Below are 16,448 nucleotides of genomic sequence, written 5' to 3'. Positions count from 1 at the left end.
GTGACAGGTCCGATACACGGCCGTGCGTTGTCCCCCGGGGCGCCCCGGAGTTAGGATGGTTGTCCACCGCGGGGGGGGGACGCACCGAGTGACTGCGACGCCGCGCATCGCCCTGCTCGGCCACGTCGGGAACGGCAACCTCGGCGACGAAACCATCGTCGCCGCGGTCGTGGCGCGGCTGCGGGCGGCGGCACCCGGCGTGGAGCTGACGGCGTTCACGTCGAACCCGCCGGACACCGCCGCGCGTCACGGGGTCCCGGCGTTCCCGATCCGCCCGCTGTCGGCGGCTCGCGGCCCGGAGCCGCAGGCCGACGGCCCGCGCGCCTGGACCGCTCGCGCCGCCGATCGCGTCCGGCGGATCCGGTGGCTCAAGGCGCTGCTGCGACCCGCGGCCCTCGTGGTGCGCGCCGCGATCGGCGTCGGGCGCGAGCTCCGCTTCGACGTCCAGTCGTATCGGCGCCTGCGGCGCGTGCGGGTGGTGGTCTTCACGGGGTCCGCCCAGCTGAGCGACGACGTGGGCGGCCCGTTCGCCTATCCCCTGACGGTCCTGCGCTGGTCGGTCCTGGCCCGGCTCCGGGGCGCGGCGGTCAGCATCGCGAGCATGGGCGCCGGCCCCGCGGACACCCGCCTGGGCCGGCTGTTCCTCCGTCTCGCGCTGCGGCTCGCGGCCCACCGCTCGTTTCGCGACCCGACCTCGCTGGCGGTCGCCCGCGGCCTCGGCGCGCCGGAGCCCAACCTCCTGGTGCGGGACCTGGCCCTCAGTCACCCGCGGCTCGCCGCATCCGCGCTGCCGGCGCGCGCCGCGCGGACGCCCTGCGTGGGCATCAACCCGCTGTCGATCTACGGCGGGGCGAACTGGCAGCTGCACGACCGCGCACCCTACGACGCCTACGTGGAGGCGCACGCCGTGGCGGCGCGCGGCCTCGTCGAGCAGGGGTGGCGCGTGGTGCTGTTCGGCACCCAGATCGTCATGGATCCCGAGCCGATCCGCGACGTGGTCGAGCGCCTGCGCTCCCTCGCACCGGACGCGGCGCGCGCGGTCGAGACTGCGACCGGCATCTCGGAGGTGACGGGCCTGCTCGAGCTGATCGAGGGCTTCGACCTCGCGGTCGCGACGCGTTACCACGGCGTCCTGCTGGCCCTCGCGTCGGGCGTGCCGACGGTGGCGGTCGCGTACCATCCCAAGACGCGCGACCTTATGGAGCACTTCGGCCTCGGAGCCTGGTGTCTCGCGATCGAGGGATTGAGCGGGTCGGCGCTGCTCGAGCGGGTGAAGCGGTTGGCGTCGGATCTGCCGTCCGTGCGGGCCGCTCTGGCGGAGCGGCGCGGACGCGACCTCGCCGAGCTCCTGGTCCAGTACGATCACCTGCTTTGCCTGGCGGGGACCGCGGCCGCATCGTCCGGGTTGCCGACGCCGCAGCCGGCCCTCCAGCTCTTCTAGCCAGACGCTCGCGTCGGGTCGGGCCCCGCGCCGGGCCGGCGTCCCGCCGGAGCGGTCGCCCTAGCCGCGCCCCAGGGTGGAGCGCACCAGCCGCCGCAGCGAGGCCGCCAGACTGCTCCGCTCGGCGGGGGAAATGGCGAGAAACCACGCGCCGGCGGCGGCGACCGGAAGCGTGACGGCGACGCCGGCGAAGAAGGTCAGCAGCCCCCGGGCGGGCCACAGGCGCTCCACGGCCCAGGTGGCCGCCGTGAACGGGATCATCGCCGCGAGCGGGCGCAGCCACAGCGCGGTCATCATGGTGCGCACCGGCGTGCCGAGCACCCGGTGCACGATCCACGGCGCCACGAGCAGCGTGGTCACCAGGTTCGGCACGGCCGTGCCGAGCGCGACGCCCAGCAGCCCGAGGCTGCGGATCCAGTAGACGCTGAGACCGAGGTTGATCAGCCCCTCGCCGAGGTAGAACGGCACCAGGTCGCGGTGGCGATTCACGCCGATCATCGTGCTGCCGACCACCTGCCGGCCGGCGGCCATCGAGAGCGCCACCGCCAGGATGAGCAGGATCTGGCCGGAGGTCGCGGCGTAGCTGGGCCCCATCCACAGCCCGATGAAGGCGCTGCCCCTGAGCATGAACGTGATGGTGATCGGCAGCGCCACCAGCGACGAGATCATGCCGGCCTGCAACAACACCTTCTCGAGTTCCCGGTGCGCGCCCAGACCGTCCAGGGCGCTGGCCCGCGGCGTCATCGTCTGCGAGATGGCGCTGATGATCGAGCGGGTGTAGTCCATGAGCGTGGCCGGAATCGCGTAGAACGTGATCATGGCGACCGGCAGATTGGCCCCGATGATGACGGAGTTCAGCGAGAACGTCAGCACCGACGAGAGGTTGATCAGGCTCGAGTAGATGCTGAAGGAGAAGATGGTGCGCAGCTCGTCGCGCCGGAGCTTGTGCAGGCGGTAGCGGAGCTGCGGGTACAGCCGCCGGGTCACGGCGAAGTACACGCCGCCCTGGAGCACCGTGCAGCCGAGCTGGATGAACGCGAGGGCGAGCAGGCCGCCCCCGGCCCGCAGCGCCGCCACCAGCGTGACCGTGCGCACCGCGCCGATTGCGATGCCGATGACCGCGTCCAGGTCGAACCGCTGCATCGCGGTGACCGTCCCCCCGAACACGCCGGTCACCAGGGAGACCGCCACGTTGAGGCCCCCGACGATCACCACGATCCGCGCGATGAGCAGCGTCTCGGGGGGGATCTTGAACAGGTGCTCCAGCAGCACCGCGATCACCACCGAGCCGGTGACGGCGACCAGGCCGGCCGCCGTGAAGATCATCAGGCCGGCGGAGGCGACGCGGCCGGCGTCCTCGTCCTCGCCCCGGGCGTGGTGCCGCGCGACGTAGCGCATCACGGCGCTGCGGACGCCGAGGTCGAGCAGCCCCATGTAGCCCACCAGGGAGCCCAGCAGCACCCACACGCCGTACTCGGCGTTGCCGAGCCGGTGGACGATGAACGGGGAGAGGAAGAAGGAGATGACGACGTTGAACGCGAACGCCGCCCACGCGAGCAGGACGTTGCGCGTGGTCCGGGGGCGCGTCACGCGCTGGCCGGCGGGCGCCGTTGCGGCGGGCGTCGTCCCGGCGGGCGTCGTCATGGCGCGCCCGGGTGGGCGCGCCGGCCGGCTGGCGCGGTGGCGTCGGTGGTCATGGTCCCGGCGGTCGGGTGACTGGCGCGGGCTAGTTGAACTTCCGGTACACCGGTGCCACCGGGCGGCCGACGAGGTACTTGCCGACCCCCTCGTCCAGCGCCTTGCGGTACACCACCAGCGCCTCGTGGATCGCCTCGACGGTGCGGCGGACGTCGGCCTCGCTGTGCGAGTAGCTGACGATCAGCTGCGGCGCCAGGAGCCCGCGCTTGATCGTCTCCTGCAGGAACAGCGTCCGGAACGGCTGCGAGGGCTTCTTCTCGGGGTCGCGGGTGAAGTACAGCAGGCAGCAGGCCTTCCCCATCACGCCGAAGTACCCGTCGAGCTTCAGCTCCGCGACCGAGCGCTCGATGCCGGCGCGCAGCTGCTCGCCCCGCTGACGCAGCGTCTCGATCACGGGCTCGGTGCGGTAGATCTGCATCGTGGCCCGGGCCGCCGCCAGCGAGTGGTTCTCGGCGCCGTGCGTCAGCGACAGCAGCCACACCCGTTCCTTCTTGTGGTGCAGCCCGCCCACCTCCATCAGCTCCTTCTTCCCCACCAGGGCGGCGAGCGAGAAGCCGTTGGCGATCGCCTTGCCGAAGGTGGACAGGTCGGGCACGATGCCGTGGACCTTCTGTGCGCCGCCGTTGTCCCAGCGGAACCCGGTGATCATCTCGTCGATCACGAACACGGTGCCGTTCTCCCGGCACAGGCGCTGCAGCTCGTGGAGGAAGTTGTCCTTCGGCGGGGTCTCGCGCTCCGCCTCGAGGATGACGCAGGCGATCTTGCCCTTGTGGGCCTCGAACATCGCCTTGACGCTGGCGATGTCGTTGTAGTGGAACTTCACCGTCAGGTCCTTGATGGCCTGCGGGATGCCGGCGTTGATTGCCGTCGTCCCGATGAACCAGTCCTCGACGGAGAAGAACGGATGCTCGGCGGGGATGGCGATGAGGTCGCGCCCGGTGTGCGCCCGGGCCAGCCGCACCGCTCCGTTGAGCACGTCCGAGCCGTTCTTCGCGAACTTCACCATCTCCGCGCCCGCGATGAAGCCGAGCAGGTCCTCGGCGCACTCCAGCTCGATCGTGGCGGGCCGGTTGAAGTTGTTGCCCAGCAGCATCTGGGCGTGCGCGGCCTCGACCACGGCCGGGTAGGCGTGCCCGAGGGTCACGGACCGCAGGCCCATGCCGTACTCGATGTACTCGTTGCCGTCGACGTCCCAGAGGTGCGAGCCCTTGCCGCGCACGATGTACGGGGCGCAGAACTCGGGGAACTGGTCGTCGCCCTTGGCGTAGGTGTGGCACCCGCCCGGGATGATCTCGTTGAAGCGGGGCCGGAGGCGCAGCGACTTCTCGAAACCCATGGTGACGCTCCTGAAGGGCGCCTCACCGGGAGGCGCGAAGGGCGATCAGCTCGGGAACCGCTCGCACTGCTCGGCGTACAGGGTGTCGCACAACCGCCCCGCGGGCCGCTGGACGTCGGCGAGGCGGATGGGGCTGTCCTTCGGCAGCGCCCGCTGCACCACGCAGCCCTCGGCGAGTCCCATCGGGAGCAGGCCGTCGCGCCGCACCACCGGGCTGTTCTCGATGACGCCGTAGGCGGCGAATCCCCCGACGCCGTCGAGGCGCTCACCCTTGGCCAGGTCCTTCTTGGCCACGGCGATCACCTCGGTGGCCGGCCCCCGGAGCGGCGCGGTGGTGGCGTCGCCGAACAGGCCCGCGCGCGCCGCCGTGGACGGCACCTGCACGTGCGGGAGATGGAACGGCGTGTAGAACACGTAGAACGGGCCGTCGCCCATCTTGAGGTAGGCGAGGTGCTTCTGCTTGACGGGGTGCACCTCGTGCACCACCACGAACGCCCCGGTGTACGGCGCGGCGCCCAGGGCGTAGTCCACCAGCCCGCCGTCCAGCATCTGCTCGGCCGGGAGCAGGCCGGCGATCTCGTTCACGTGGGCGCACTTCGGCCCGTACATCCCGCGCTTGCCCACCCGGAAGCCCGCCGCGTTGGCGAGGATGGTCTCCTCCATCGCCAGCTTGGTGCCGTCGGCGAACGACGTGACGATCGCGGGATTCTGGCCGTACTTCTCCGCGAATCCCTTCTGCGTCTCGGGGGTCCGGTAGACGTCGATCATGCCCTTGAGGTTGCCGGCGGCCACGGGGCGCAGCCCCAGCGTGCGCAGGTAGCGCAGCAGGTTCATCGCCACGCCGGGCTCGTCGCCGTCGGTGTTGGTGATCACGACGCCGGCCCGGTCGGCGTGCGCCTTGAGCACCGGTCCGAGCGTCGAGTCGAGCTCGGCGTTCACCAACACCACGTGCTTGCGGTGCCGGATGGCGTCGAGGGCGATGCCGGCGCCGAACTCCACGGCCCCCGTGGCGTCGATGACGACGTCGACGTTGCCGGCCTCGCACAGCAGCCGCGCGTCGTCGGTGACCGCGCAGACGTTCTGCTCGATCGCGCGTTCCAGGGCGCCGGCGGACGTCGCCGTGACGGTCGTGTCCACCCCGCCTTCGCGGTACGCCTGTTGGGCGCGCGCCAGGGTCCGGTTCGCGACGGCCACCAGGCGCAGGCCCGTCAGCGGCGTCAGGAACTGGAGCGCGATCATCCGCCCCATCACTCCGGCTCCGACGAGTCCGACCCGCAGCGGCTTCCCCGCCGCCTGGCGGGCCTCGAGCGCAGCGTCGACGATGACCATGGCCTCAGCGTCCTCTGCCCGTGGAAGGGAGATGCGGTGACCCGGGACCCATTAGCCCTCGAACCGCGGCCAGCCGGCGTCCGCCGGCGAGATCACGGCGACCGGCAGCGGCCAGCGGACGCCGAAGGCGGGATCGTCGTGGCGCACGCCGCCGGCGGCGGCGGGAGCGTACAGGGCGGACGTGAGGTACAGCAGGTCCGTGTCGTCCTCGAGGGTCTGGTAGCCGTGGGCGCAGCCCGGGGGCACGACCAGCATCCGGCCGTTGTCGGCCGAGAGCTCGACGCCGACCCACTGCGTGCGGGTCGGCGAGGTCGGGCGCAGGTCCACGGCGACGTCGAACACGGCCCCGCGGGTGCAGCGCACGACCTTCGTCTCGGCGTGCGGGTCCGCCTGGAAGTGGAGACCGCGCACCGTGCCGCGCCGCAGGTTGTGGGCGGCGTTCACCTGCGCCACCCGCGCCTCGATGCCGTGCTGGCGCAGCTCGTCCTCGCACCACACCCGGCCGAACCAGCCCCGCGCGTCCTCGATCCGCTTGACGTCCAGGATGACCACCCCGGGGATCGCGGTCTCGGTGAAGATCATCGCCCCGTCAGGCCCCCGGCTTCCCGCCGCCGGCGCGGCGGTTCCTCGCGGTCCTCCAGACCTCCCACGGCGTGTTCCCCTGGGCGGACATCTCGTCCAGCTGCTGTTTCTCCTTGAAGGTGTCCATCGCGAGGAAGAAGCCGTCGTACTTGTACGAGTAGAGGCGGCCTTCCTTCATCAGCCGCTGGAAGGGCTCGTAGACCAGCTCCTCGCCCTCGTGCAGGTACTGGAAGATCTCCTTGCGCAGCGTGAAGAAGCCGGCGTTCACCCAGATGTCCGTCTTGGTCACGTGCTGGAGCGCGTCGACCGCGTCGCCGTCGCGCATCCGCACCACGTGGAAGCTCTGGCTCGGACGCACGGACACGAAGCTGGCGATGGCCTGCTTGGCCTGGAAGTGCGCGATCGTGTCGGGCAGGGGCAGGTCCGTCAGCCCGTCGGCGTAGTTCGCCAGGAACACGTCCTCGCCCTCGAGGTAGCGCTCCACGGCCTTCAGCCGCTGGCCGATGTTCGAGCGCAGGCCGGTGTCGGCGAAGGTGATGGTCCATTCGTCGATGTCCTGGTTGATCAGCTCCAGCTTGCGCCCGCCGGCGGACAGGACGAAGTCGTTCGACGTGGCCTCGTTGTAGTTCAGGAAGTAGTTCTTGATCACTTCGCCCTGGTGACCGAGGCACAGCACGAAGTCCTTGTGCCCGTAGTGGGCGTAGTACTTCATCAGGTTCCAGAGGATCGGCCGCGGCCCGACGGGCACCATCGGCTTCGGCACCGCGTCGGAGTACTCCCGCAGGCGCATGCCCATGCCGCCGCAGAACAGCACCACCTTCATGGGGTCTCCTGGGCCCGGAGGCCGATGCCCTCGTAGCGTGCGATGCGGGTCTTGTCCAGCGCCCGGCGCCCGTCCACCACGACCGGCGGCTGGGGCCGTCCCGCGAGCAGGTCCGGGAGCTTCTGGAACTCGCTCCACCGGGTGACCAGGACGACGGCCTGCGCGTCGGCGATGCACGCCTCGAGCGACGCCGCGAACGCGACCCGGTCGTCCCTGAGGGCGGCCTTCGCGTTGGCCACGGCGGCCGGGTCGTACGCCCGCACCGCCGCGCCGGCGGCGAGCAGGTCGCGGATGATGGGCAGGGCCGGCGTCTCGCGGATGTCGTCGGTGTCCGGCTTGAAGGCCAGGCCGAGCACCGCCACCCGGATGCCCTGGAGCGAGGCGAAGTGCTTGCGGAGCAGGGCCTCGATCCGGTGCGGCTGCCCCTGGTTGGTCTCCATCACGGCGGCCAGGACCGGCATCGGGCTGCCCGCCCGCTCGCCGTGGGCGATCAGCGCCTTCACGTCCTTGGGGAGGCAGCTGCCCCCGAAGCCGCACCCCGCGCCGAAGAAGGCGGACAGCGGGGCCTGCACGTAGCCCGGCCGCTCCGCGTACGGGCGCAGGTAGGCGGCCAGGTGCAGGCCCGCCATCACCTCCACCACGTCGATGCCGCCGAGCGCCTCGCACAGGTTGCCCACCTCGTTGGCGAACGAGATGGCCGTCGCCAGCATCGCGTTCGAGGTGTACTTGATCATCTCCGCCGTGCGACAGTTGGTGCGGAGCTTCGGCGTGTCGGGGAACGGCGCGTACAGCCGGTCCAGGGCCTCCACCGTGCGCGCGTCGATGCCCCCCATGACGATGCGGTCGGGCTCGAGGAAGTCCTCGATGGCCTGGCCCTCGGTGAGGAACTCCGGGTTCATCCCCAGGCCGAAGTCGGCGCCGGCCTTCTTCCCCGATTCCTTCTCCAGGATCGCGCGCACCGGGCCGTCCGTCGTGCCGGGGACGACGGTGCTCTTGACCACGACCGTGTGATAGGCCGGCTTGTCGCGCAGCGCCGCGCCGATCTGCCGGGCCACCTCGCGCACGGTGCTGAGGTCGATCTCCCGGCCGTCGAACGGCGTGCCGACCGCGATCAGCGTCATCTCGGAGTCGTGCACCGACGCGCGGATGTCGGTGGCGACGGTCAGGCCCCGGCCCAGGTGCTTGCGGAGCAGGGGCTCGAGCCCCTCCTCGAAGAACGGAGCGACCCCGCTGCGGATCTTGTCCACCTTCGCCTGGTCGTTGTCCACGCAGCAGACCTGGTGGCCCTTCTCCGAGAGGCAGACCCCGGAGACGAGTCCGACGTACCCCGTGCCGATCACCGAGATGCGCACTATGCGTCCTCCGCCGTGCGGTGGTAGCTGTACCAGACCATCGCGCGCCGCAGCCCCTCGTCCACGAGGACCGTGGGGTGGTAGTCCAGCTGGCGCCGCGCCTTGTCGATGTTCGGGCAGCGGCGGGCGGGATTGTCCACGAGGTAGTCCCGCTCCTGCGCGGCGCCGCGCACCACCTTGCCCTTGTACCCGATGAGGTCCCGGGCCAGCGCCACCACCTTCTCGGCGACCTCGGCCACGGAGATCTCGGGCCGGTCGATGCCGATGTTGTACGCCTCGCCCTTGCCCCCCTGCACCAGGACCTTGTAGTAGCCCATGATCGAATCGGCGCTGTAGCAGAAGGTGCGCGTGGGCGACCCGTCGGAGAGCATCACGATGTCGCGCCCCGAGAAGACGTCGCGCGCGAAGTCCGGCAGCAGCCGGCGGTCCGAGATCTTCAGGCCCGGGCCGTAGTTGTTGAAGGGCCGCGCGCAGCGGACCGGCACCCCGTACTGGTGTGCGAAGTTGACGCACAGCGTCTCGCCGTAGCGCTTCGACTCGTCGTAGCAGGCGCGGGGCCCCGTGCACGAGACGTTGCCGCGGTAGTCCTCCGAGGTGGGGATCTTGTCGGCCGGCGGATCGCCGTAGATCTCGCTGCTCGAGAAGAACAGGAACCCCTCGACCGGGTCCCGGGAGTCCTGGCGGCGCCGCGCGTACTCGAGCAGCGCCCGCAGGCCGTTGATGTTCGCGTCCATGGTCTCGATGGGGTAGCGCCGGTAGTAGGTCGGCGACGCGATCCCCGCCGCGTGGATGATGAACTGGTACTGGCCCATGTCCGTGGGCAGCGGCTGGATCAGGTCCACCGTGCGGATCGTGAGGTTCGGCTCGGCCCCGAGCGCGGTGAGCCACTCCGGCGTGCCCCGGATGAAGTTGTCCCACACCGTCAGCGCGATCGGCGCCTTGGCGTGGTGGCGATTCCAGTGCCGCACCCCGTGCACCAGGTAGTAACCGAGAAAGCCGGCCCCTCCGGTGAGGAGCAGGCGCCGGCCCTCCATCCGGCCGAACGCCTCGCGGGCGCTGGCGCAGAGGTACTCGAGATCGGTGTGCAGGAGCTGTTCCAGGCTCTCCATGATGGTCACGGTGTCCCTTCGGTCCTTCATTGTACCAATCGTCGGGACGGGTGCAAGCCTCGCGCGGCCCGCGCCGCCGGCACGTCCCGCGCGCCCGCGGGGATCATCCCGCCGCCGGCGCGCCCCCGAGCAGCGAGCGCAGCTCGCGCCATATGTGCACCCGGTCCCATCGGGCCAGACGCAGCGCCGTCCCCAACACCCGGAGCTTCTCGCGCGCCGGCAGCGGCGCGCGTGCGATGCTGCGCAGGTGGTCCACGTGGTGGCGCACGCGGAACAGCTTCATCGGCGCCTTCGCCTGCGGGTCGTGGAAGCGCCGCCGCTCCAGCGGCGAGAGCAGCAACGAGAACGCTCCCGGGCTCTGGCGACGGTACAGCAGCACCTCGGGCAGCAGCCGGAACTTCCCGTACAACGCCAGCTCGGCCATCAGGGCCACGTCGCCCGCCGCGAACGGCCGGTCCAGCGCGGTGCGCCGCAGGGCGTCGCGCCGCATCACGCCGCACTGGGCGTTGTTCAGCGCCATCTCCGAGCACACGCGCTCGAACCGCTCGGCCGCCCGCTCCTCCTCGAACGCGAGGTCGCCCGCGTACCGCTCGATGGGCTGATCCCGCTCGTCCACCAGCTCGGTGCGGCCGTAGCACAGCACCACGCCGGGATCGGCCTGCAGCGCGCGGACGCACTGCTCGAGCATCGTCGGTGCGCAGGTGTCGTTCCCCGAGGCCCACTTGAAGAACACGCCGCGTGCCTCGCGCGCCACCACGTTCCAGTTGCGCGCGGCGCCGATGTTCCGCGCCTGGCGCACGTAGCGCACGCGGCGGTCCGCGCGCGCGTACTGCTCGCAGATGCCCGCCGTTCCGTCCGCCGACGCGTTGTCCGAGATGATGAGCTCGAAGTCGGAGAGCGTCTGGCCGAGCAGCGAGTCGAGCGCGCGCGCGAGGAACCGCTCCGCGTTGTAGACCGGAACGCCCACCGACACCAGTGGGTGTCCTCGCACTCCGCCGGCTGCATCAGGCATCGTCGGACCTTCTCCCGCGTCGTGGCGACGACGGACGATCGCTTCGGCCGTAACGCAGGAATCGTTCCCCTGATTTCGTGGCGCGGCGGCTGGATCGCCTCGGATTCACGCGGACCGCCCGGGCCGGGACCCGCCACAATCGTGGCGCACGCGCGACACCGCCGGCCGTCCGCGCGCCCGGCGCTCCCGCGCGGCCTACGCGGAAGGCCGCGGCTCCGCGCGCCCCAGCGCGGTTCGCTTGTAGGTGACCCAGCGCCTGCCCGCGGTCCGGCACAGCAGCCCCAGCGTGTCGAACCGGAGGCGGAGTCCGACGCCGGTGTCACCGAGCGCCTGCAGCGCCGCAGCGGCGTCCGCCTCCGAGAGACCGGAGGCCAGCGTCGCATGGTAACGGTAGCGGTCGTCCTCCAGCGGGTAGGGCCTGACGCCGAACTGTGCGGAGAGGTCCGCGAGGATCCTGCGGCGCAGCGCCTCCAGGCGCGGATCCGTCCGGATGCCCAGGTACACGATGCCGTGGCCCTCGAAGCGGCCCACGCCGTCGGTCTCGAGATCGAACGGCTCGGTCTCGCCCGCCAGCCGGTCGAAGTAGCGCTCGGCGGGCTCCAGCGCCTCGACCTGAAACGCCTGCTTGATGGTGATGTGCGGGCAGTCGTCGAGCGAGCCGGGGCGGTAGCGCGCCAGCACCCGCGCCTGGGCGCGGCGGACGAAGTTGTGGACCTCGTCGCCGGGCACGATCGCATAGGCGACCCAGGTGGGCGCCGCCGGCGGCTCCCCCGTCCAGCCGAGCCGCGCCAGGATCCGTCGCACGCCGGGAGTCATCGCGACCGCGTCGCCTCGTGTCGGCGGCTCACCTCAGGGGCGAAAGACCAGCTTGCGGCCGAAGAAGGCCTCGGCGAACCCCGAGCGCGAGCGGCACTCCATCCCGCGCAGCCGCATCAACCCGAAGAAGACGCCCTCGCCGAACCAGTCGCGGTGCCGCTGGCTGGCGAACGCGCGCATCAGGCTGGTGACCTTGCGCCGCGCCGCGGAGGCGGCGACCGGCACGTACAGGTTGGGAGTGGAGAGGTCGCCGTCCCACTTCGGGATCTCGTACTCCGCGACGGTCTGGCGCCGGAAGGTGTTCCAGGCGACGTCGGACAGGACCCGGTGATCCTGGTGGCGGTCGTCGCGGAAGTGCGTGAAGACGAGGTCCGGCGAGAACCGCGCGGCCAGCGCTTCGAAGGCGTCCTTGATCGCGGTGAAGTGCGCCGGGAAGTGCGCGTCGCGGAACTGGTGCAGCACGAGGCGCCGCGCCGCGTCCTTGCCGAGGAACAGTCGCGCGCTGTGGGCGGCCTCCTCGGCGCGGCGGTCGTTGCCGCTGAAGACGGCCCACCGGACGTCCGCGCCCTGGCGGACGAGGTCCAGGACGGTCGCGCCGCACCCGATCTCGATGTCGTCCGGGTGCGCGCCGACGCAGAGCACCTTGAGCCGGCCGCGGTGCGGCAACGTCAGCGGCAGCGGCGCGTGCGGATTCGACTGGCGGCCCACGTGGCTCCACCGGGTTGGAGGGATCGGTCGGGCCTCAAGTATGCGCGGCCCACCCGAACGAGGTCAATCGGCCCGGGCCGGCGCGGCCGCGCGTCGGCGCGCGGCGCGCGGTGGCGTGCCCGGCGCCGCGCCCTTAGACTTTGGCCGTGATCCGCCACTACTTCACCGTCGACGTCGAGGAGCACTTCCAGGTGCTCTCGCTGGCGCCCTGGGTCGCGCGCGAGCGCTGGGATTCCCTCGAGAGCCGCGTGTCCCGGAACGTGGACCGGCTGCTGCAGCTGCTGGCCGACCACGGCGCCACGGGCACCTTCTTCACTCTCGGCTGGGTGGCCGAGCGGCAGCCGGCGATGGTGAAGGCGATCGCGGCGGCGGGGCACGAGGTGGCGTCGCACGGCTACGACCACCGCCGCGTCGTGGAGCTCTCGCCCGAGGCGTTCCGCGACCAGGTCCGGCGCACCAAGGCGATCCTCGAGGCCCTGAGCGGGCAGCCGTGCCTCGGCTATCGCGCGCCCAACTACTCGATCGTCGCGGGCCGCGAGTGGGCGCTCGACATCCTGGTCGAGGAAGGCTACCGCTACGACTCGTCGCTGTTCCCGATCACGCGGCCGGGCTACGGCTACGCGGGCGGCGGCCGGGACCCGTACTGGCTCGATCGCCCGGCGGGGAAGCTGTTCGAGGTGCCGCCCACGACGCTGCGGCGGGCGGGTCTCAACCTGCCCGCCGCCGGTGGAGCGTACTTCCGCCTCCTGCCGCCCGTGCTGGTGCGCTCGGCGTTGCGCGACGCCGAGCGGCGCGGGCAGCCGGGGACCTTCTACCTGCATCCCTGGGAGATCGACCCCGGGCAGCCGCGGTTCGACGTGCCGCTCCTCACCCGGGTGCGCCACTACGGCGGCCTCGCCGGCACGTGGCGGCGCCTGGAGCGCCTGATGCGCGAGTTCCGCTTCGTCAGCGTCGCGGAAGGGATGCGGGCCGCGGGAGCCGCCGCGGCGTGAGCGGCCTCGTGGTGGCGCCGTTCGACGGCGACCCGGCGGCGTGGGACGCGTTCGTCCGCGCGGCGAGCGGCTGGAGCCACTTCCACCTGTGGGGCTGGAAGCCGGTCCTCGAGCGGACCCATCGCCACTCCTGCATCTACCTGGCGGCCACGGCCGACGGCGCGCTCGCGGGCGTGCTGCCGCTGGTGCGGGTCAAGAGCCGGCTGTTCGGGCACTACCTCGTCTCGATGCCGTTCCTCAACTACGGCGGACCGCTGGGCGGTGCGGCAGCGGTGCGCGCGCTGACGGACGAGGCCGTCCGCATCGCCGAGCGGGACGGCGTGAAGCTGCTCGAGCTGCGGAGCCGGGAGCCGCTCCCCGTGGATCTGCCGGTGTCGCACCGCAAGATCACCGTGGTGCTCGATCTGGTGCCCGGGAACCCGGAGGGCGTGTTCGCGAAGTTCCCGGCCAAGCTCAGGAGCCAGGTCCGGCGTCCCGCCAAGGAAGGGGTCGCGGTCCGGTTCGGCCGCGAGCAGGTGGCGCCGTTCTTCCAGGTGTTCGCGCGGCACATGCGGGACCTCGGCACGCCCACCCAGCCGCGGAGCCTGTTCGAGGCGATCGCGGCGGAGTTCGGGGACGACGCCTGGTTCGGATGCGCCTATCTCGGCGACGTGCCGATCGCGTGCGGCGCGGGCTTCCGCTTCGGCGGGGAGTTCGAGATGACGTGGGCGTCGGCCCTCGTCGTCTACAACCGCCTGTCGCCGAACATGGCGCTCTACTGGGCGTTCATCGAGCGGGCGGCGCGGGAAGGGGTCGCGCTGTTCAACTTCGGCCGGTGCACGCCCGGCAGCGGCACGCATCGCTTCAAGCAGCAGTGGGGTGGACGCGACGTCCCGCTGCACTGGTACCAGCGCGCCGCCGGGGGAGGCGATGCCCATACGCCCTCGCCCGACGACGGCGCGTACCGCTGGGGGCCGAAGCTGTGGTCCCGGCTGCCGGTGCCGGTGGCGACGGCGCTCGGGCCGCACATCGTCCGCGGCATCCCGTGAGCTGGCGGCGCCAGCTGCCCGCCTACTCGCCGCTGCCGCTGCGGGCGGTCGGCGCGGGCGCGGCCGGCCTCGTGGCGGGCGCCGCCGCGGCGCGCGTCCGCGTCGCGGAGGAGCTGCGGCGATCGTACGGCGGGGCGGAGGTCGTGCTCACCGACAGCGGCACCAGCGCGCTGACCTGCGCCATCCGGGGCTCGGCCGCCGGCCGGCCGGACGCCCCGGTCGCGCTGCCCGCCTACGCCTGCTACGACGTCGCCACCGCCGCGGACGGCGCCGGGTTCCCGGTGCTGCTGTACGACGTCGATCCGGCCACCCTCGCGCCCGACCTCGCGTCGCTGGGGCGGGCCCTCGGCGGCGGCGTGCGGGCGGTCGTACTCGTGCACCTCTACGGCGTGCCGGTGGACCCGGAGCCGGTCCGGGCCGCGGCGCGCGCGGCGGGCGCGGTGCTGATCGAGGACGCGGCCCAGGGCGCCGGCGCCAGCTTCGGCGGCCGTCCCCTCGGCTCGTTCGGCGACCTCGCCGTCCTGAGCTTCGGCCGCGGGAAGGGCAACACCGGCGGCCGGGGCGGGGCGCTCCTCGCCAACGGCGAGCGCGGCCGCGCCCTGCTGGCCGGCTCGGGCACGGCGGACCTCGTGCCGGGCGGCGGCCTGAAGGAGCTGGTGCAGCTCAAGGCGCAGTGGCTGCTCGGACGTCCTTCGCTGTACGCGCTGCCGTCGGCGCTGCCGTTCCTGCGGCTGGGCGAAACCGTGTACCACGCGCCCACGCCCGCCGGCGCGATGAGCGCGGTGGCCGCGCGCGCCCTGGCCGTGACACTGCCCCTCGGCGAGGCCGAGGCGGAGATTCGTCGCGCCAACGCGGGCCGCCTGCTCGCGCGGCGAGGCCCGGGCGTGACGCCGGTGCGCGTGCCGGCGGGCGGCGTGGCGGGTTACCTGCGACTGCCGTTCGTCGCCGGGGATGCCGCCCGCGCGGCCGGCGCCTCGAGCGGCGCGCGCGCGCTCGGGATCATGCCGGGCTACCCGCAGGCGCTCTGCGACCTGCCGGGCTTCGCCGCGCGCGTGGTGAACCGCCGCGACCCGTTCGCCGGGGCGCGGACGCTGGCCGAGCGTCTCGTCACCCTGCCGACCCACGGCCTGCTGAGCGATGCGGACCTCGACCGTCTCGCGGCGTGGCTCGAGCGCAACTGACGGCGGGTTGTTGCGCTTCCGCAACGGACTCGCGCGCGCGCCGCATGGCCGCGCGCCGCGGCGGGCGGCGTAGCACATTGGCTGTTGGTCACTTACGTTTCGCCCGGCACGAGCCCGTCCGAGTGCGCGGTTCTTGCGCATGGGACGTCCCGACCACACCAGGTCAGGGCTCCGTGACGACGATTCACAACATCCTCAGGGGCGTCGCCCGGTACCGCGACGGCGGCGCCGCGAGCCTGCTGCGGGACGGCGAGGTTCACGTCTGGACGCTCCGGCTCGATCTCGATCGGGCGGCACAGGATCGGCTGGAGGCCTTCCTGTCGGCGGCGGAAGTCGCGCGCGCCCACCGCTTCGTGCACGCGGCCGACCGGCGGCGCTACGTATGTGCGCACGGCCTGCTGCGGCTGGTGCTGAGCGGGTACGTCGGCCGCGGGCCGCGGGAGATCACGTTCGAGGAGGGCCCCGGCGGGAAGCCGCGCCTGGCCGATCAGCCGGGCCCGCGCTTCAACCTCTCGCATGCCGAGGATCTCGCGCTGGTCGCGGTGAGCCGGGACCGCGAGGTCGGCATCGACGTGGAGCGGATCCGGGAGATCGGCAGCCTCCGCGCCCTGGCCGACGCCTGCTTCTCGCCGGCGGAGCGGGCCGCGCTCGCGGCGATCGCGGGGCCGTTGCGGCTCCAGGCGGCGTTCGCCGGCTGGACGCGCAAGGAGGCGTTCCTCAAGGCGCTGGGCGAGGGCCTGGCGCGGCCGCTCGACTCGTTCGACGTGACCCTGGTGCCCGGGGAGCCGGCGCGGCTGCTCAGGGTCGAGGATGCGCCGGACGCGCCCGGCCGCTACACGCTGCGCGCCGTACAGCCGGCGCCCGGCTACGTGGGCGCCGTGGCGGTCGAGGGCCGCGGCACGGCGATCCGCGCCCGGCCGTGGGAGATGCTGGGGGCCCTGCTGGAGGCGGGCGGGGAGCGGCGCGCGGGGCGCCGCGGCCGTGCGGAGCCGGCGGGCGGCGAGGCGCCGCCGGGCCGGGAATGCGCCTAGTCCGTCGGGC

At 72.6% G+C, this 16,448-nt stretch carries 15 protein-coding genes; 5 read left to right on the top strand and 10 right to left on the bottom strand.

The window, feature by feature from the left end:
- The first annotated feature begins 88 nt into the window (after window positions 1-88).
- A complete protein-coding gene (locus VMF70_01235) occupies window positions 89-1,441 on the top strand; it encodes a polysaccharide pyruvyl transferase family protein (protein ID HTT66627.1) in 1,353 nt (450 codons plus the stop codon).
- Between the two features lie 60 nt (window positions 1,442-1,501).
- Here VMF70_01235 and VMF70_01230 read toward each other — a convergent pair whose 3' ends face one another.
- From VMF70_01230 to VMF70_01185, 10 genes are all read right to left on the bottom strand, one after another.
- Window positions 1,502-3,085, bottom strand: a complete 1,584-nt coding sequence (locus VMF70_01230; protein HTT66626.1) for an oligosaccharide flippase family protein — start codon at window positions 3,083-3,085, stop codon at window positions 1,502-1,504.
- Between the two features lie 82 nt (window positions 3,086-3,167).
- Complete coding sequence (locus VMF70_01225; protein HTT66625.1) at window positions 3,168-4,475, bottom strand: glutamate-1-semialdehyde 2,1-aminomutase; 1,308 nt, start codon at window positions 4,473-4,475, stop codon at window positions 3,168-3,170.
- Between the two features lie 45 nt (window positions 4,476-4,520).
- The gene (locus VMF70_01220; GenBank protein HTT66624.1) at window positions 4,521-5,804 is read right to left on the bottom strand and encodes a Gfo/Idh/MocA family oxidoreductase; all 1,284 of its coding nucleotides are present in this window, start codon (window positions 5,802-5,804) and stop codon (window positions 4,521-4,523) included.
- A 51-nt stretch (window positions 5,805-5,855) separates the two neighbouring features.
- Window positions 5,856-6,386 (bottom strand): dTDP-4-dehydrorhamnose 3,5-epimerase, encoded by a 531-nt coding sequence (gene rfbC, locus VMF70_01215; protein HTT66623.1) that lies wholly within the window; start codon window positions 6,384-6,386, stop codon window positions 5,856-5,858.
- Window positions 6,387-6,393: 7 nt separating this feature from the next.
- Window positions 6,394-7,209 carry a sugar phosphate nucleotidyltransferase gene (locus tag VMF70_01210; GenBank protein ID HTT66622.1) on the bottom strand — a complete coding sequence of 272 codons (816 nt, stop codon included), beginning with the start codon at window positions 7,207-7,209 and terminating at the stop codon, window positions 6,394-6,396.
- The gene (locus VMF70_01205) at window positions 7,206-8,561 is read right to left on the bottom strand and encodes a UDP-glucose/GDP-mannose dehydrogenase family protein (GenBank protein ID HTT66621.1); all 1,356 of its coding nucleotides are present in this window, start codon (window positions 8,559-8,561) and stop codon (window positions 7,206-7,208) included. Before VMF70_01205 ends, VMF70_01210 begins: the two co-directional genes overlap by 4 nt.
- A complete protein-coding gene (locus tag VMF70_01200) occupies window positions 8,561-9,700 on the bottom strand; it encodes an NAD-dependent epimerase/dehydratase family protein (protein HTT66620.1) in 1,140 nt (379 codons plus the stop codon). The genes VMF70_01205 and VMF70_01200 overlap by 1 nt, the downstream gene beginning before the upstream one ends.
- A gap of 73 nt (window positions 9,701-9,773) precedes the next feature.
- The gene (locus tag VMF70_01195; GenBank protein ID HTT66619.1) at window positions 9,774-10,661 is read right to left on the bottom strand and encodes a glycosyltransferase family 2 protein; all 888 of its coding nucleotides are present in this window, start codon (window positions 10,659-10,661) and stop codon (window positions 9,774-9,776) included.
- Between the two features lie 216 nt (window positions 10,662-10,877).
- Window positions 10,878-11,498 (bottom strand): 2'-5' RNA ligase family protein, encoded by a 621-nt coding sequence (locus VMF70_01190; protein HTT66618.1) that lies wholly within the window; start codon window positions 11,496-11,498, stop codon window positions 10,878-10,880.
- Window positions 11,499-11,531: 33 nt separating this feature from the next.
- Window positions 11,532-12,206 carry a PIG-L deacetylase family protein gene (locus VMF70_01185; protein ID HTT66617.1) on the bottom strand — a complete coding sequence of 225 codons (675 nt, stop codon included), beginning with the start codon at window positions 12,204-12,206 and terminating at the stop codon, window positions 11,532-11,534.
- A 146-nt stretch (window positions 12,207-12,352) separates the two neighbouring features.
- Here VMF70_01185 and VMF70_01180 point away from each other — a divergent pair, with 146 nt between their 5' ends.
- The 4 genes from VMF70_01180 to VMF70_01165 all read left to right on the top strand — a co-directional run bounded on the left by VMF70_01180 (window position 12,353) and on the right by VMF70_01165 (window position 16,438).
- A complete protein-coding gene (locus VMF70_01180) occupies window positions 12,353-13,198 on the top strand; it encodes an XrtA system polysaccharide deacetylase (protein HTT66616.1) in 846 nt (281 codons plus the stop codon).
- Complete coding sequence (locus VMF70_01175) at window positions 13,195-14,226, top strand: FemAB family XrtA/PEP-CTERM system-associated protein (GenBank protein ID HTT66615.1); 1,032 nt, start codon at window positions 13,195-13,197, stop codon at window positions 14,224-14,226. The genes VMF70_01180 and VMF70_01175 overlap by 4 nt, the downstream gene beginning before the upstream one ends.
- Window positions 14,223-15,407, top strand: coding sequence for a DegT/DnrJ/EryC1/StrS family aminotransferase (locus tag VMF70_01170; protein ID HTT66614.1), 1,185 nt, complete (start codon window positions 14,223-14,225; stop codon window positions 15,405-15,407). The genes VMF70_01175 and VMF70_01170 overlap by 4 nt, the downstream gene beginning before the upstream one ends.
- Window positions 15,408-15,580: 173 nt before the next feature.
- Complete coding sequence (locus VMF70_01165; protein ID HTT66613.1) at window positions 15,581-16,438, top strand: 4'-phosphopantetheinyl transferase superfamily protein; 858 nt, start codon at window positions 15,581-15,583, stop codon at window positions 16,436-16,438.
- The last annotated feature ends 10 nt before the right edge of the window (window positions 16,439-16,448 follow it).

This window comes from Gemmatimonadales bacterium (genome assembly GCA_035502185.1).
In the GTDB taxonomy this organism is placed as follows: Bacteria; Gemmatimonadota; Gemmatimonadetes; order Gemmatimonadales; family JACORV01; genus Fen-1245.
Note: the sequence above shows the minus strand (reverse complement) of the source record. Positions and strands in the feature narration are given on the sequence as shown.

What these genes read in the sequence shown, in the direction of transcription:
- VMF70_01230 (HTT66626.1), bottom strand. Translation starts at nt 3,085, where the DNA reads ATGACGACGCCCGCCGGGACGACGCCCGCCGCAACGGCGCCCGCCGGC.
- VMF70_01225 (HTT66625.1), bottom strand. Translation starts at nt 4,475, where the DNA reads ATGGGTTTCGAGAAGTCGCTGCGCCTCCGGCCCCGCTTCAACGAGATC.
- VMF70_01220 (HTT66624.1), bottom strand. Translation starts at nt 5,804, where the DNA reads ATGGTCATCGTCGACGCTGCGCTCGAGGCCCGCCAGGCGGCGGGGAAG.
- rfbC (HTT66623.1), bottom strand. Translation starts at nt 6,386, where the DNA reads ATGATCTTCACCGAGACCGCGATCCCCGGGGTGGTCATCCTGGACGTC.
- VMF70_01210 (HTT66622.1), bottom strand. Translation starts at nt 7,209, where the DNA reads ATGAAGGTGGTGCTGTTCTGCGGCGGCATGGGCATGCGCCTGCGGGAG.
- VMF70_01200 (HTT66620.1), bottom strand. Translation starts at nt 9,700, where the DNA reads ATGAAGGACCGAAGGGACACCGTGACCATCATGGAGAGCCTGGAACAG.
- VMF70_01190 (HTT66618.1), bottom strand. Translation starts at nt 11,498, where the DNA reads ATGACTCCCGGCGTGCGACGGATCCTGGCGCGGCTCGGCTGGACGGGG.